Annotated in this window: 14 protein-coding genes; 9 read left to right on the forward strand and 5 right to left on the reverse strand. The window is 76.4% G+C overall.

What is annotated here, in order from left to right; translation table 11 throughout:
* The first annotated feature begins 8 nt into the window (after positions 1–8).
* The 5 genes from zapE (at position 9) to AB0E19_RS28460 (ending at position 4,938) form a co-directional block, all read left to right on the forward strand.
* On the forward strand, positions 9–1,094 hold the full coding sequence (zapE, locus tag AB0E19_RS28440) for a cell division protein ZapE (RefSeq protein WP_362185041.1): 1,086 nt from the start codon (positions 9–11) through the stop codon (positions 1,092–1,094).
* A gap of 34 nt (positions 1,095–1,128) precedes the next feature.
* Positions 1,129–1,554: an OsmC family protein gene (locus AB0E19_RS28445; protein ID WP_362185042.1), complete on the forward strand. Its 426-nt coding sequence runs from the start codon at positions 1,129–1,131 to the stop codon at positions 1,552–1,554.
* A gap of 134 nt (positions 1,555–1,688) precedes the next feature.
* The gene (locus AB0E19_RS28450; protein ID WP_362185043.1) at positions 1,689–3,050 is read left to right on the forward strand and encodes an alkaline phosphatase PhoX; all 1,362 of its coding nucleotides are present in this window, start codon (positions 1,689–1,691) and stop codon (positions 3,048–3,050) included.
* Positions 3,051–3,100: 50 nt separating this feature from the next.
* Complete coding sequence (locus AB0E19_RS28455; RefSeq protein ID WP_362185149.1) at positions 3,101–3,994, forward strand: PPK2 family polyphosphate kinase; 894 nt, start codon at positions 3,101–3,103, stop codon at positions 3,992–3,994.
* 71 nt (positions 3,995–4,065) lie between these two features.
* On the forward strand, positions 4,066–4,938 hold the full coding sequence (locus AB0E19_RS28460; protein WP_362185044.1) for a polysaccharide deacetylase family protein: 873 nt from the start codon (positions 4,066–4,068) through the stop codon (positions 4,936–4,938).
* Positions 4,939–4,950: 12 nt separating this feature from the next.
* Here the strand turns inward: AB0E19_RS28460 and AB0E19_RS28465 are convergent, their stop codons facing one another.
* From AB0E19_RS28465 to AB0E19_RS28475, 3 genes are read right to left on the reverse strand one after another with little or no spacing between them, the layout of a single operon-like run.
* Positions 4,951–5,139 (reverse strand): hypothetical protein, encoded by a 189-nt coding sequence (locus AB0E19_RS28465; protein ID WP_362185045.1) that lies wholly within the window; start codon positions 5,137–5,139, stop codon positions 4,951–4,953.
* Between the two features lie 32 nt (positions 5,140–5,171).
* Entirely contained in the window at positions 5,172–5,816 is a 645-nt protein-coding gene (locus AB0E19_RS28470) for an ABC transporter (RefSeq protein WP_362185046.1), read from the reverse strand.
* Positions 5,813–6,748 carry an ABC transporter ATP-binding protein gene (locus AB0E19_RS28475; RefSeq protein ID WP_362185047.1) on the reverse strand — a complete coding sequence of 312 codons (936 nt, stop codon included), beginning with the start codon at positions 6,746–6,748 and terminating at the stop codon, positions 5,813–5,815. Before AB0E19_RS28475 ends, AB0E19_RS28470 begins: the two co-directional genes overlap by 4 nt.
* A gap of 73 nt (positions 6,749–6,821) precedes the next feature.
* Between AB0E19_RS28475 and AB0E19_RS28480 the strand changes: the two genes are divergently transcribed.
* The 4 genes from AB0E19_RS28480 (at position 6,822) to AB0E19_RS28495 (ending at position 11,171) form a co-directional block, all read left to right on the forward strand.
* On the forward strand, positions 6,822–7,529 hold the full coding sequence (locus tag AB0E19_RS28480) for an aminoacyl-tRNA hydrolase (RefSeq protein WP_362185048.1): 708 nt from the start codon (positions 6,822–6,824) through the stop codon (positions 7,527–7,529).
* 82 nt (positions 7,530–7,611) lie between these two features.
* Positions 7,612–9,390, forward strand: a complete 1,779-nt coding sequence (locus tag AB0E19_RS28485) for a DUF692 domain-containing protein (RefSeq protein WP_362185049.1) — start codon at positions 7,612–7,614, stop codon at positions 9,388–9,390.
* Between the two features lie 5 nt (positions 9,391–9,395).
* Positions 9,396–10,397: a TIGR04222 domain-containing membrane protein gene (locus AB0E19_RS28490; protein WP_362185050.1), complete on the forward strand. Its 1,002-nt coding sequence runs from the start codon at positions 9,396–9,398 to the stop codon at positions 10,395–10,397.
* A gap of 45 nt (positions 10,398–10,442) precedes the next feature.
* Positions 10,443–11,171 (forward strand): TIGR04222 domain-containing membrane protein, encoded by a 729-nt coding sequence (locus tag AB0E19_RS28495; RefSeq protein WP_362185051.1) that lies wholly within the window; start codon positions 10,443–10,445, stop codon positions 11,169–11,171.
* Between the two features lie 177 nt (positions 11,172–11,348).
* Here the strand turns inward: AB0E19_RS28495 and hemQ are convergent, their stop codons facing one another.
* Together hemQ and hemG are read right to left on the reverse strand one after the other, a co-directional pair.
* Positions 11,349–12,062, reverse strand: a complete 714-nt coding sequence (gene hemQ, locus AB0E19_RS28500; RefSeq protein ID WP_362185052.1) for a hydrogen peroxide-dependent heme synthase — start codon at positions 12,060–12,062, stop codon at positions 11,349–11,351.
* A 17-nt stretch (positions 12,063–12,079) separates the two neighbouring features.
* Positions 12,080–13,555 (reverse strand): protoporphyrinogen oxidase, encoded by a 1,476-nt coding sequence (gene hemG / locus AB0E19_RS28505; RefSeq protein WP_362185053.1) that lies wholly within the window; start codon positions 13,553–13,555, stop codon positions 12,080–12,082.
* Between the last annotated feature and the right edge of the window lie 54 nt (positions 13,556–13,609).

Here is a 13,609-nt window from a genome sequence, read left to right on the forward strand (position 1 = left end):
GGAGAACTGTGTCGACCCGTGCCCTGAACGAAGCCGCCCCCGCAGCGGCGACCCCGCTCTCGCTCTGCTCCCGAGAGCCCCGCGTCCCCGCAGACCGCCTGGTCGCGGAGATGGTCCCGCCGCCGCGCTTCGACTCGGTGCGCTTCGACACCTACCTCCCGGACCCGAACCAGCCGAGCCAGTGCGAGGCCGTCAAGGTCCTCTCCGGCTTCGCCGAGGGCCTCGGCGGGGCGCACGCGACCGGCGCGGGCCGGCGCCGCTGGTTCGCCCGCAAGCCCGCCGCCCCGGCCGGCCCGCGCGGCGTCTACCTCGACGGCGGCTACGGCGTCGGCAAGACCCACCTGCTCGCCTCGCTCTGGCACGCCACCCCCGCCGAGCCCGCGCTGAAGGCCTTCGGCACCTTCGTGGAGCTGACGAACCTGGTCGGCGCGCTCGGCTTCCAGGAGACCGTGCGGACGCTGAGCGGGCACCGCCTCCTGTGCATCGACGAGTTCGAGCTGGACGACCCGGGCGACACCGTCCTCGTCTCCAGCCTGCTCGGCAAGCTGGTCGAGGCCGGCGTGGCGCTCGCCGCCACCTCCAACACGCTCCCGGGCAAGCTCGGCGAGGGCCGCTTCGCCGCCGCCGACTTCCTCCGCGAGATCCAGGGCCTCTCCGCGCACTTCAGGCCGCTGCGGATCGACGGCGAGGACTACCGCCACCGGGGCCTGCCCGAGGCCCCCGCGCCCCACTCCGACCAGGTCGTCACGGAGACCGCGTACCGGACCCCGGGCGCCTCCCTCGACGACTTCCCGCACCTGCTCGAACACCTGGCCAGGGTTCACCCGAGCCGGTACGGCGCCCTCACCGACGACCTGACGGCGGTCTGCCTCACCGACGTCGGCCCGGTACCCGACCAGTCGACGGCGCTGCGGCTCGTCGTCCTCGCCGACCGCCTCTACGACCGCGAGATACCCGTGCTCGCCTCCGGGCTCCCCTTCGACAAGCTGTTCAGTGACGAGATGCTGAACGGCGGCTACAAGAAGAAGTACTTCCGCGCCATCTCCCGGCTCACCGCGCTGGCACGGGACGCAAAGGGGCTCGTGGCGCAGTAGGTTGGGGCCCGCACCCCACCGAAAGGGAACCATCATGGCCACCACCCGTACCGCTCACACCGAGTGGCAGGGCAACCTCCTCGACGGCTCCGGCGTCGTCACCCTCGACTCCTCCGGGCTCGGCTCGTACGACGTCTCCTGGCCCGCCCGCGCCGAGGCGCCGAACGGCAAGACCAGCCCCGAGGAGCTCATCGCGGCCGCGCACTCCTCCTGCTTCTCGATGGCCCTCTCGCACGGCCTGGCCGGCGCGGGCACCCCGCCCCAGAAGCTGGAGACCAAGGCGGACGTCACCTTCCAGCCGGGCGAGGGCATCACCGGCATCCACCTCACCGTGATCGGCACGGTGCCCGGTCTGGACGCCGAGCAGTTCCAGGCGGCCGCCGAGGACGCCAAGAAGAACTGCCCGGTCAGCCAGGCCCTCACCGGCACCACGATCACGCTGACGGCCGAGCTCGCCTGAGACCCCGTCACCCCGGTTCCCGGGGGCGACTTTGCGCCATCCGAGGCGCCGTGGACCCGCGTCATGGCATCACGCACACCACCGCGTGGTACATGAAGCGGGTCCACACCTGTTCCGGCGGGAAGGCCCCCCTCATGGCAGTCACGCGACGTCAGATCCTGGCCGGCACCGGCGCCTCCGTCGCCGGGATCGCCTTCACCGGCATCCTCGCCGACCTCTTCACCGGCACCCCCGCCGTCGCCGAACCGCGCGGCGGCTACGGCCCGCTCCTCCCCGACCCGGCCGGTCTGCTCGACCTCCCGGCCGGTTTCTCCTACCGGGTCCTCTCCCGCGAGGGCGAGCCGCTCCGCTCCGGCGAGGGGCCGGTTCCCGGCCGCTGCGACGGCATGAGCGCCTTCACGGGGCGGCGCGGCGGCGTCCGGCTCGTCCGCAACCACGAGAACCGCCCCGACGCCCGCCATCCCGTCCCGCTCGTCCCCGGCCTGGTCTACGACCGGGGCGGCAAGGGCGGCTGCACCGTCCTCGGCCTCGACGCGGACGGCACGGTCCGCTCCGAGCGCGTCGGCATCGCCGGCACCGCCGTCAACTGCGCGGGCGGCCCGACCCCCTGGGGCACCTGGCTGACCTGCGAGGAGACCGAGGACAAGGCCGGGACCAAGGGGTACGAGAAGGACCACGGCTTCGTCTTCGAGGTCGACCCGGCCGAGCCGCACCGCAGCGGCGCCGTCCCGCTCACCGCCCTCGGCCGCTTCGCCCACGAGGCCGTCGCCGTCGACCCGCACACCGGGATCGTCTACGAGACGGAGGACGCCTTCGACCACCCCTTCGGCCTCTTCTACCGCTTCCTGCCCGAGCGCCCGCACGGCGGACCCGGCTCGCTGCGCGCGGGCGGCACCCTGGAGGCCCTGCGGGTGCCCGGCGTCCCCGACCTGTCGGTGGTGCGGGAGGCCGGGACGGTCTTCGAGGCCGTGGAGTGGGTGCCGGTGCCGGACCCGCAGGCCACCTCGACGCCCATCCGCTTCCAGGACTTCGGGCGCGGCGGCATCACCCACGCGCAGAAGCTGGAGGGCTGCTACTGGGGCGGCCGCGCCGTCCACTTCGTCTCCTCCTTCGCCCGCGCCTCCGACGGCTCCGGCGCCACCCACTTCGGGCAGGTGTGGAAGTACGAGCCGGCCGCCCGGCGCCTCACCCTCTCCGTGGTCTTCGGCCCCGACACCGACGTCCGGCTCCCCGGCGAGTCCCCCGACAACATCTGCCTGGCGCCCACCGGCGGCCTGATGGTCTGCGAGGACGGCGGCGGGGCGCAGCACGTCTACGGCGTGGACCGGCGGGGCGAGGTGTACGCGGTGGCGCGCAACCGGCAGGACGTGGGCGGGCCGGGCGCCCCCGAGTGGGGCGAGTTCGCCGGCGTGACCTTCTCCCCGGACCACTCGACGATGTACGTGAACTGCTACGACCCCGGCACCACCTTCGCCGTCACCGGCCCGTGGCGCTGACCCCGGGCAGGGCCGGAAGGAAGGGACGCACGGTGGCGGAGGAGCACGACGTGACGCGGGACGGGACGGACGGGGGCGGGGGCCGGGCCGCGCCCCTGAGCGCGGCGCTGCGGCTCCCGCCGGGCGGGCGCGTCGACCTCTCCGCGTACGACCCCCGGGCCACCCCCGGCGGTCCGGACGGCGCGGACGGTCCGGGCGGCAAGACGGCCGGGCGCGCCGCCACCGCGCTCCTCGCGCCACGGCTCGCCTCGCTCCAGGAGCGGCTGTTCGCGGCGAGCACGGCGGGCGACCGCAGACGGCTGCTGCTGGTCCTCCAGGGCATGGACACCAGCGGCAAGGGCGGCACGGTCAAGCACGTCATCGGCCACTTCAACCCGTCCGGCTGCCGGATCCGGGCCTTCAAGGCACCCACCGAGGAGGAGCGCGCCCACCCGTTCCTGTGGCGGGTCACCCGGGCGCTGCCGCTGCCCGGCGAGATCGGCATCTTCGACCGCTCCCACTACGAGGACGTCCTCATCGCCCGGGTCAGGGAGCTGGTCCCGCGCGCGGAGGTGGAGCGGCGCTACGAGGAGATCGACCGCTTCGAGCGGGCTCTCGCCGAGGACGGGGTGACGCTCGTGAAGGTCTTCCTGCACCTCTCGTACGAGGAACAGCGCGAGCGGCTCCTGGAGCGCCTGGACAACCCGGAGAAGCACTGGAAGTTCGACCCGGCCGACATCGAGGACCGGACCCGCTGGCCCGCCTACCGGGAGGCGTACGAGCTGGCCCTGGAGCGCTGTTCGTCTCCGGAGGCGCCCTGGTACGTGGTCCCGGCCGACCGGAAGTGGTACCGGAACTGGGCGGTGAGCACGCTGCTCCTGGAGCACCTGGAGGCGCTGGACCCGCGCTATCCGCCGGGCGGCTTCGACGTGGCGGAGTGCCGCAGGCGGCTGCTCGCGACCTGACGGGTGACGGGACGGCGCCCCTCCGGGGGTGTGACGGCGAGCCTCCGAGTTCGATCGGATAGCTTCCGTTCGTGACCATTTCTGTACGTAAAGTGGCGGCGCTCGGTCTGCTGGGCGCCGTACTCGTCGGCTGCGGCGGGGGCGCCGGCACCCCCGCGGCGGGACCGGCGACCACGGCCTCCGCCCCGGCGGCGAAGCCGACCGCCGCCCCGGGCCCGAAGAAGCCCGCACCCGCCGCGCCCCCCACCCTGGCGGCCGGCCCCCAGGGCCGTACCCCCGTGTACGAGCGGCGGACCGGCCGGAGCGCCGAGAAGGTCGTCGCGCTCACCTTCGACGCCGACATGACCGCCGACCAGGGCCCCCGGGCGGCGCGCGGCGAACGCTTCGACAACCCGGAGCTCATCGCCACGCTGCGCCGCCTGAAGGTGGACGCCACGATCTTCATGACGGGCCGCTGGGCGGAGGAGTACCCGGACCAGGCCCGCTCGATCGGCAACGACCCCCGCTTCGAGATCGCCAACCACTCCTACAGCCACTACGCCTTCGCCGAGCCCTGCTACGGCCTGCCGACGGTCGCCGCACCGGACATGGCGGCCGACGTCAAGCGCGCCTTCGACTCCTTCCGGGACGCCGGGGCGGTCCACGTCGTGCCGTACTTCCGCTTCCCCGGCGGCTGCTACGACGACACCGCCCTGCGCTCCCTCGCCCCCGCCCGGGTCACCGCCGTGCAGTGGGACGTGGTCGGCGGCGACGCCTTCGCGAAGGACCCCGACGCGGTGGCCGAGCAGGTCCTCTCCGGCGTCCGCCCGGGCTCCGTGGTCGTCCTCCACTGCACCCGCAGCGCCGCCCCGGCGACCGAGCGGGCCATGCGCCGCGTCGTCCCCGAACTCCGGGCACGCGGCTACCGCTTCGTGAAGGTCTCGGAGCTGATGCGGGAAGGCTGACGGGGCCGTGCCTCAGCCGGAGCAGGCGGTGCGCTGGGCCTCCTGCCATTCGCAGACCGGGCACAGCACGATCCCCTTGACCGACTCCGCGTACTCGGTCGGCTCCAGACACAGCACGCAGCGCGCGTACGGCCCCTCGGTGGCCCTGGGCGGCCGGGGCGCGGGCTCGGGGGCGCAGTACGCGGCGGATTCCGTGGTCATGACACCGAGGCTACTCCGGTACGGCTCCGGCCTCACTCCCGTCGCGCACCGGCCCGGCAGGAAACGGCCGCCGTCACCACGGCCAGGAGCACGGCGGCGGCGCAGGCGGCCCACGGCGGGCGGGCCGCCCCCTCGGCGGCGACCAGGGCGGTGACCGCGTGCTTCGCCGGCGAGCCGGTGGTCACCAGGGCCAGCAGCGAGCCGAGCAGCAGCCCGGCCACCGACCAGCCCGGCGCCCTCACGAACGGCCGGGACGCGAGCGCGCCGACGGCCCCGCCGGTGAGCGCGCAGGCGGTGGTGGCCAGGAGGCCGGCGAGCAGGGCGGCCGGTCCGCCGGTCCCGGCGAGGTCGCCCGTGCCGGTCACCACGAAGGCCGCGACCGCGCCCGCGAGGACGGGCCACCCGGCCCCGGTGAGCAGGGCGGCGAGGTGCGCGCGGGACCGCCCGCCGGCGGCGGCCGTCACGGCCCGCGCGGCGGCCGCCTCCTGCGTCAGACAGATCCGCACCGACCAGGCGGCGACCGGCAGCAGCCCGGCCGCCGCGATACCGAGCGAGCCGAGGACGGGATCCCCGGGCCGGACGCCGACCGCGACCAGCGCCGCGTACAGGAGCAGCGGGGCGAGCCACCGCTGGGAGCGCAGGAACAGGGCGGAGTGGTACCGCAGCAGCGCCGTCACGGGCGTTCCCCCTCCGCCCCGGCCCGGTGGGGTCCGACGCGGTGGACGTGCCAGGCGGCGGCGAGCAGGGCGCGCAGCAGGTCGTCGGAGTGCGACGCGGCGACGCGGAACACCACGGACCCGTCGGCCGCGCACGCCTCCCCGACGGCTCCACCGGGAAGGGGGTCGGGCAGGGGCCGGGCGCCGGAGGCGACGACCCGGACGGCGGCGGGGCCGGGCGGGTACGGGTCCGGGCGGACGCGGCCCTCCGCGAGGGTCGGACCCGCGTCGGGCTCGCCCGCGAGGCCGTGCGGGGCCGGGCGGACGCGGCCCTCCGCCACGGTCAGGGTCGTGCCGGGTTCGCCCGCGAGGCGGCGCGGGTCGTGGTCGACGAAGAGGGTGGTGGCGCCGGCCGCGACGCGCTCGCGGACCGCCGCGTCGAGTTCCGCGCGGGCCTCGGGGTCGAGGCCCGTCCATGCCTCGTCCAGGACGAGGAGCTCGGGCTCCGCGAGCAGCGCCTGGGCGACGGCCACCTTCTGCGCGGTGCCCTTGGAGAGGGCGGCCAGCGGGGTCCCGGCGTACCCGCCCGCGCCGAACCGCTCCAGCCACTCCCCCGCCCCGGCCCGGGCGGGACCGGTCCGCAGTCCCTGGAGGCGCCCCAGGTGCACCAGGTAGTCGAGGGCCGTGAACGGCAGGGCGGGCGGGAAGCGTTCGGGCACGTACGCCGTCCTGGCCGGGCGGCCGGTGATCCGGCCCTCGGCGGGCGCGTCGACCCCGGCCACGAGCCGCAGCAGCGTCGACTTGCCGGTGCCGTTCGCTCCGGTGACCCGGACGAGCCGGCCGGCGGGCAGCTCCGCGTCGACGCCCCGCAGCACCCACGGGCCGCGCGGCCCGTACCGGCGCCCCACCCCCGCGAGCCGCACCGGCTCCCGCGCTCCGACGATCGTGCTCATGGGCGGGATCCTCGCCCGGCCACGGGCCGGGCCGCAAGATCCGGCTCCCGGGGGCCGGTGGCAGACTTGCCGGGTGAGCAGCAACGACACCGATCCCCGCGACGAGAAGCCGCAGTTCGTCCTGCCCCTGGTGGTACGGATCGAGCGCGACGCGCCCCCGGCCCGTACCGACGCCCTGGAGACCGCGGCCCGCGCCGTGCTCCGCCTCCTCACCGACGAGCGGTCGCTCGGCGACGGCGAGTGGGCCGCGGCCGTCGCCGACTGGGAGGACGCCCGCATCCGCAAGGTCGTGCGGCGGGCGCGCGGCGCGGAGTGGCGGCGCGCCGGGGCCCTGCCCGGCATCACCGTGACCGGCGAGACCGCGGAGGTACGCGTCTTCCCGCCGGTCCCCCTGGACGGCTGGCCCAAGGACCTGGCCAAGCTCCAGGTCTCCGGCACCGACCTCGACGACCCGGCCGCGCCGGGACCCGTGCCGGAGGGCGCGGCGGTGCTGTGGACGAACCCGGGCCTCGGCATGTCGGCCGGCAAGGCGATGGCCCAGGCCGGGCACGGCGCCCAGCTGCTGTGGTGGGCGCTGGACGACACCGCCCGCGCGGCCTGGCGGGAGGCGGGCTTCCCACTGGCCGTGCGCACGGCGCCGGAGGCCGAATGGCCCGCGCTCGCCGCGAGCGGCCTGCCGGTGGTCAGGGACGCGGGCTTCACGGAGATCGCGCCGGGCAGCGCCACGGTCGTGTCGGCGTACCCCGGCGTCCTGGCCGTGGCGCCCGGGAACCTCAAATGAAGCTCTGAACCTCTCCCTCCTTGGGTTCGACCGGCTCCGCCGGGGTCATCACGTGGATGACTGAGGACCGAAGGAGGGGGACATGACGGAACTCGGCATCGGCATCGGCTGGCGTCCCGAGATCGCGGACGCGGTCGAGGGGCTGTCCGGGGTCGACTGGGTGGAGGTCGTCGCGGAGAACGTGTGCGCCGACCACCTGCCCGACTCGCTGGCCCGGCTGCGGGCCCGGGGCGTCACGGTCGTGCCGCACGGGGTGTCGCTGGGGCTCGGCGGGGCGGACCGGCCGGACCCGGAGCGGCTGGCCGCACTCGCGGCGAAGGCGGAGGCGCTGGGGGCGCCGCTCGTCACCGAGCACATCGCGTTCGTCCGGGCCGGCGGGCCGCTGACCGCCACCCCGCGCCTGGAGGCCGGGCACCTGCTGCCCGTCCCCCGCACCCGCGACGCCCTGGACGTGCTCTGCGAGAACGTGCGGATCGCGCAGGAGTCGCTGCCGGTGCCGCTGGCCCTGGAGAACATCGCCGCCCTGTTCTCCTGGCCGGACGAGGAGCTGACGGAGGGCCGGTTCCTGGCGGAGCTGGTGGAGCGTACGGGGGTACGGCTCCTGATCGACGTCGCGAACCTCCACACCAACCACGTCAACCGCGGCGAGGACCCGGCGCGGGCGCTCTCCGAACTGCCGGTCGAGGCCATCGCGTACGTCCACGTGGCGGGCGGCCTCGAACGGGACGGCGTCTGGCACGACACCCACGCCCACCCGGTCCCGGAGCCGGTCCTGGACATCCTCGCCGACCTCGCCGGCCGGGTCGCCCCGCCGGGCGTCCTCCTGGAGCGCGACGACCACTTCCCGCCCGCGGCGGAACTCGCCGCGGAGCTCTCCACGATCCGCGCGACGCTGACGACGCCGACCCGCCGACGGCCGGCGCGCCCCGCGCCCGCCGCGGGGGACGCGGCGGACGCGGCGGACGTCGGCGCCGCCGCGGGCGCGGCCGACACCCTCGCCGCCGGGGAGCCGGCGGACATCGACGCCACCGGAGACCCGGCGGACGTCCTCGCCTCCGCGGGCGCGGCCGACACCCTCGCCGCCGGAGACCCGGCGGACACCCACGCCGTCGCGGGCGCGGGCGACGTCCACGCCGTTCCGGTGGCGGGCCCGCTCGCCGCGCGCCACGGCGTCGGCGCCGCCGCGCTGCGCGCGGGCCGTGCCCTCGCGGGCCGCGAGCCGCTCCACATCGGCGCCGGCGCCCGCGTCTCGGGCGGCCCGATGCCGGCCACCCGGCCGAGCGCCCCGGCCCCGGAGCCGGAGCCGGAGGGGTCCGGCCCGGCGGCCGGGCCCGCGACGGCGCGCCTCGACGGCGCGCTGGCCGTCCTCTCCCGCCCCACGGCCGACGCCGTGCCCTCCGCCGTGGCCGGAGACCGTACGCGGGCCGGGGTGGGCGCCCAGGCCCCCGAGGCGGTCGGGGACGTCACCGACGCGGCACGGCAGCGCGTCGGAGTGGGACAGGCCGCGGTGCTGTCCGCGCTGGTCGCGGGGACTCCGGTGCCCGAGGGCTTCGACGTGCGGCGGATGCGGGTGCAGAGCCGGGCGCTCGCCGCCAAGCGGGCCTCCGTCGTGGCGCGGATCGCGCCCGAGCTGCCGGAGATCCTCGGCGACGGCTTCCGGCCCGCGTTCCTCGCGTACGCCAGGACCCGGCCCATGCCGGGGAGCTACCGGCGCGACGCGCTCGACTTCGTCGAGGGGCTGCTCCTGGAGGACCGGCCCGAACGGCGGGAGCTGACCCACTGGTGGCGGGAGCGGGCCGAGAGCCGGCCGGCCGGCGGGGTCGTGGGGCGGCTGGCCCGGCGCCTCCTCGGGGGGCGGTGACCGGCATGAACCCGCTCCTCCTCGTGCTCCACCTCGCCGCCGCCGCCGTGCTGGTCCGTCTCTTCGTGCTGGCCCGCCGCGTCCGGGTCGGTCCGGGCGGGCCGCTCCAGGACGTCTACGAGGCCGCGTTCCTCGGCGGCGGTCCCGGCAGGGTCGCCGACACGGCGCTCGCCGCCATGCACCTGGACGGCCGGATCGTCATCGGCGGCCCCGGGGTCGTCGCGGTCGTCCACCGGATCGCCCACGACCCGGTGGAGCGGGCGGTGCTGGACACCCACGCGACCGCCCCCAGCGGCTCCCTGCGCGCGCTGCGCCTGGGCGTGATGACGCACCCGGCCGTGCAGGAGATCGGCGACGCCCTCGCGGACCGGGGCCTGGTGACCCAGCCGGGCCCGCGCCGCACCCTGCGCCGGTGGTGCGTCGGGCTCGTCGTCGGGTCCTTCCTGCTGTTCCCGCTCGGCATCGTGGTCACCGTCGCCGAGTTCGCGCTGGACGGGCCGACCGTGCCGTTCTTCGTGAAGCTCCTGCCGCTCTTCCTCGTCTGCTTCGTGACGGCGCTGGTCTGCGGCACCACGTACACCCGCCAGGTGAGCGCGGCGGGCCTCGCGTCGCTCTCCGCCTACCGGGGCGCGTACGGCCACGGGGGCGTGAACACGGTCGCGCTCGGCGGGATCCGGGCGCTGCCCGACCGCGAGCTGTGGGAGCGGCTGCGGGACGCGGCCCGGCCCGACGGGCCGGTACGCGGGGGCCGGAGCCGGGACGCGTACCGGGACTCCTCCGACACGAGCGCCGCCGCGGCCGTGGTGATGTGGTGCGCGGGGGCGGCGGAGGGCGGCGGCGACGGCTGGGGCTCCGACTCCGGGTCGGGCGGCTCGTCCTGCGGCTCCTCGTCCTCCTCCTGCGGGTCCTCGTCCTCGTCCTGTGGTTCCTCGTCCTCCTCCTGCGGCTCCTCGTCCTCGTCCTCGTGCGGCTCCTCGTCGTCGTCCTCCTGCGGGTCCAGCGGCTGAGCCGTTCGGGTGGCGGGGCCGGAGGTCCTGGCGTACAACTCGATCATGGTGTGGATCCCGCTGCTCCTCGTCGCCGGCGTCGTGACCGCCCTCGCCTGCGCCCGGCTCTGCCGGGCCTCGATCGCCGCCGGCGGGCCCCCCGCGGGGGCGGGCGGGGGCGGCGAACTGACCCTGGGCGAGGCCGCGTTCCTCGCCGGGGGTCCCGGGCGGGTCGCCGAGCTGACGCTGGTGTCGATGCACCGGGCCCGGCGGCTGCTGCTCGCGCACACCGGCTGGGCCACCGTCGTGGACGACTCGGGCGGCGGGGACGAGCTGGAGCGGGCGGTGCTCGGCGCGATCGGACCCGAGGGGCAGGCGCCGGTGCCGGGGCTGCGTCCGGCGGTCGCCGCCGCCGCGTGCGTACGCCGCATCGAGGAGGGTCTGGTGGAGCGGGGGCTCGCGGTGCCGGCGCCGGGGCGGCGGGAGGTCGCGGCCGGGCTGCGGGCGGTGCGGGGCGCGTTCCTGCTGGCGCTCGCCCTGGGGGCGGTGGCGGTGCCGCTGGTGCCGGAGGCGGAGCGGACGCGGGCGGTGGCCGGGTTCGTGCTGCCGCTGACGGTCTCGGGGCTCTGCCTGCTGATCGGGCGGGCGGAGTCGTATCCGCACAGCCCGTGGGCCTCGCACGCAGGTCAGCGGCTGCTCGCGGGGCTTTCGGCGGAGGACCCGCTCACCGCGCTCGCCACCCGGGGGCCGGCGGTCCTGGAGCCGGAGCTGAGGGCCGCGCTGGGGACCCCGTAAGGAATCCCCGGGAAGGGAAGGGACGCCGGTGCGGCGCGCTCGCGCGCGCCGCACCCGGTGCCGGACCCGGTGTCGCTGGAGCGGCCTGCCATGGCGTGGCGGCCGTCTGATCTTCCGGGTCGAGGGGCGAACGCCCCGGCTGGGAGCCGGGGCGCCGCCAGGTTCACGGGGCGGCCGTCAGGCCAGGCCCGCCACCAGGTCCGCGACGCTCTTGCGGCGGCCGGTGTAGAAGGGGACCTCCTCGCGGACGTGCATCCGGGCCTCGGAGGCGCGCAGGTGGCGCATGAGGTCGACGATGCGGTACAGCTCGTCGGCCTCGAAGGCGAGGATCCACTCGTAGTCGCCGAGCGAGAAGGAGGCGACCGTGTTGGCGCGGACGTCCGGGTAGCCGCGGGCCATCTTGCCGTGGTCGGCGAGCATCCGGCGGCGGTCCTCGTCCGGCAGCAGGTACCAGTCGTAGGAGCGGACGAAGGGGTAGACCGAGACGTAGTCGCGCGGGGTCTCGTCGGCCAGGAAGGCCGGGATGTGCGACTTGTTGAACTCGGCCGGGCGGTGCAGCGCCATGTTCGACCAGACCGGCTCCAGGGCGCGGCCCAGCTTGGTGCGGCGGAAGAGGCTGTACGCCTCCTGGAGCTGGTCGCTCGTCTCGGCGTGCCACCAGATCATGACGTCGGCGTCGGCACGCAGACCGGAGAGGTCGTACGTGCCCCGGATGGTGATGTCCTTCTCCGCGAGCCGGTCGAACAGCTCCTTGACCTCGTCGGCGTAGCCGCTCCGGTCGGCGGGCAGGACGTCGCGCAGCTTGAAGACAGACCACAGGGTGTAGCGGATGACCTCGTTGAGGTCCTTCGCCTTCTTACCGGCGTTCGGGATCTTTTCGGGCGCACTCATACGCCTATTCTCGCCCGTCACGAGGAGTGCCCCGCACCGGGGTGCCCCGTTTCCGACGTGGCGATGATCTCGTCGGCCAGGGCGTCCGCCGCGCGGTGGGCGGAGGCGACGCAGGCGGGGATGCCGACGCCGTCGTAGGCGGCGCCCGCGAGGCGCACTCCGGGCAGGTCCGCGAGGGCGGCGCGGGCCCGGGCGACCCGGTCCAGGTGGCCGACCGGGTACTGCGGCAGGCCGCCGGTCCAGCGGGTCACGGTGGTGGCGACGGGCCGGGCGGCGAGGCCGGTGGCGGCGCCGAGGTCCTTGAGGGAGGCGGCGACCAGGTCCTCGTCGTCGCGGTGGAGCTGGGCCTCCTCGCCGTACCGGCCGACGGAGGTGCGGAGCACGAAGAGCTCGGGGGCGGCCTCGCCGACCCAGCCCCACTTCCGGCTGGAGAAGGTGGAGGCCTTGATGGTGTGGCCGTCGACGGGCGGCACGAGGAAGCCGGAGCCGGGCAGCTCGGGGACCTCGGAGCGGCGGAAGGCGAGGGTGACCAGGGCCATGGAGGCGTACTCGATCGCGCCGAGGAGCGCGGCGGCCCCGGGGGCGTGGCCGCCGAGGAGCGCGGCGGCGACGGGCGCGGGGGCGGCGAGGACGACGGCGTCCGCGTCGAGGGTCCGCTCCGGGGTCTCCACCCGCCAGCCGGTGGCGCCCGCCCGGTGCAGGGCGGTCGCCGGGGTGCCCGTGAGGATCGTGCCGCCGGCGGCGCGGACGGCGTCGGCGACGGCGCCCGGCAGGGTGCCGATGCCGCCGGAGATCCCGGCGAAGACGGACCCGCCGAGGCCGGTGGCGGCGCCCGCGACGTCGGCGGGGACGGTGGCGCCCGCAGCCTGGACGGCGCGGACGGCGGCGGTGAGGCTCGGGTGGCGGCGGGCGGCCTCGAAGAGCGCGGGGACGGCGGCCCTCATCGAGATGCGGTAGGCGTCCCCGGCGTAGACGCCGCCGAGGAGGGGCTCGACGAGCCGGTCCACGACCTCGTGGCCCATGCGCTCGGCGACGTACGCGCCGATGGCGATGTCCTCGCCGATCTCGGTGGGGGGCAGCTCGGGGTCCCGGCCGATCCGGCGCAGGGCCTCCTCGGAGAGGAGCCCGGCGACGGCGCCGGCGTCGCCGGGGACGCCCATGACGTGGCCCTTGGGCATGGGCACGAGCCGGCCCCGGGACCAGACGGAGGCGGTGGTGGTGCCCGGCGCCCGGAGCCGGTCGCCGAGGCCGACGGCCTCGGCGAGGGCGATCGCCTCGGGGCGGCGGGCGAGCAGGGACTCGGCGCCGAGGTCCACGGGGGCGCCGGCGATCTCCCCGGCGAGCAGCTTGCCGCCGAGCCGGCCGCCGGCTTCCAGGAGGGTGACGCGCGCACCGGCGGCGAGCAGCCGGTGGGCGGCGGCGAGGCCGGTGATGCCGCCGCCGACGACGACGGCGTGCGGTCCGGCGTGGGGTCCCGTGGTGTCCGCGTTCATGGGACCACTCTCTCAAATCGCCCGGGCCGCCCCGCCCCGAGGCGGGCCGTAGCG

This window comes from Streptomyces sp. NPDC047974 (assembly GCF_040653375.1).
Lineage (GTDB): Bacteria > Actinomycetota > Actinomycetes > Streptomycetales > Streptomycetaceae > Streptomyces.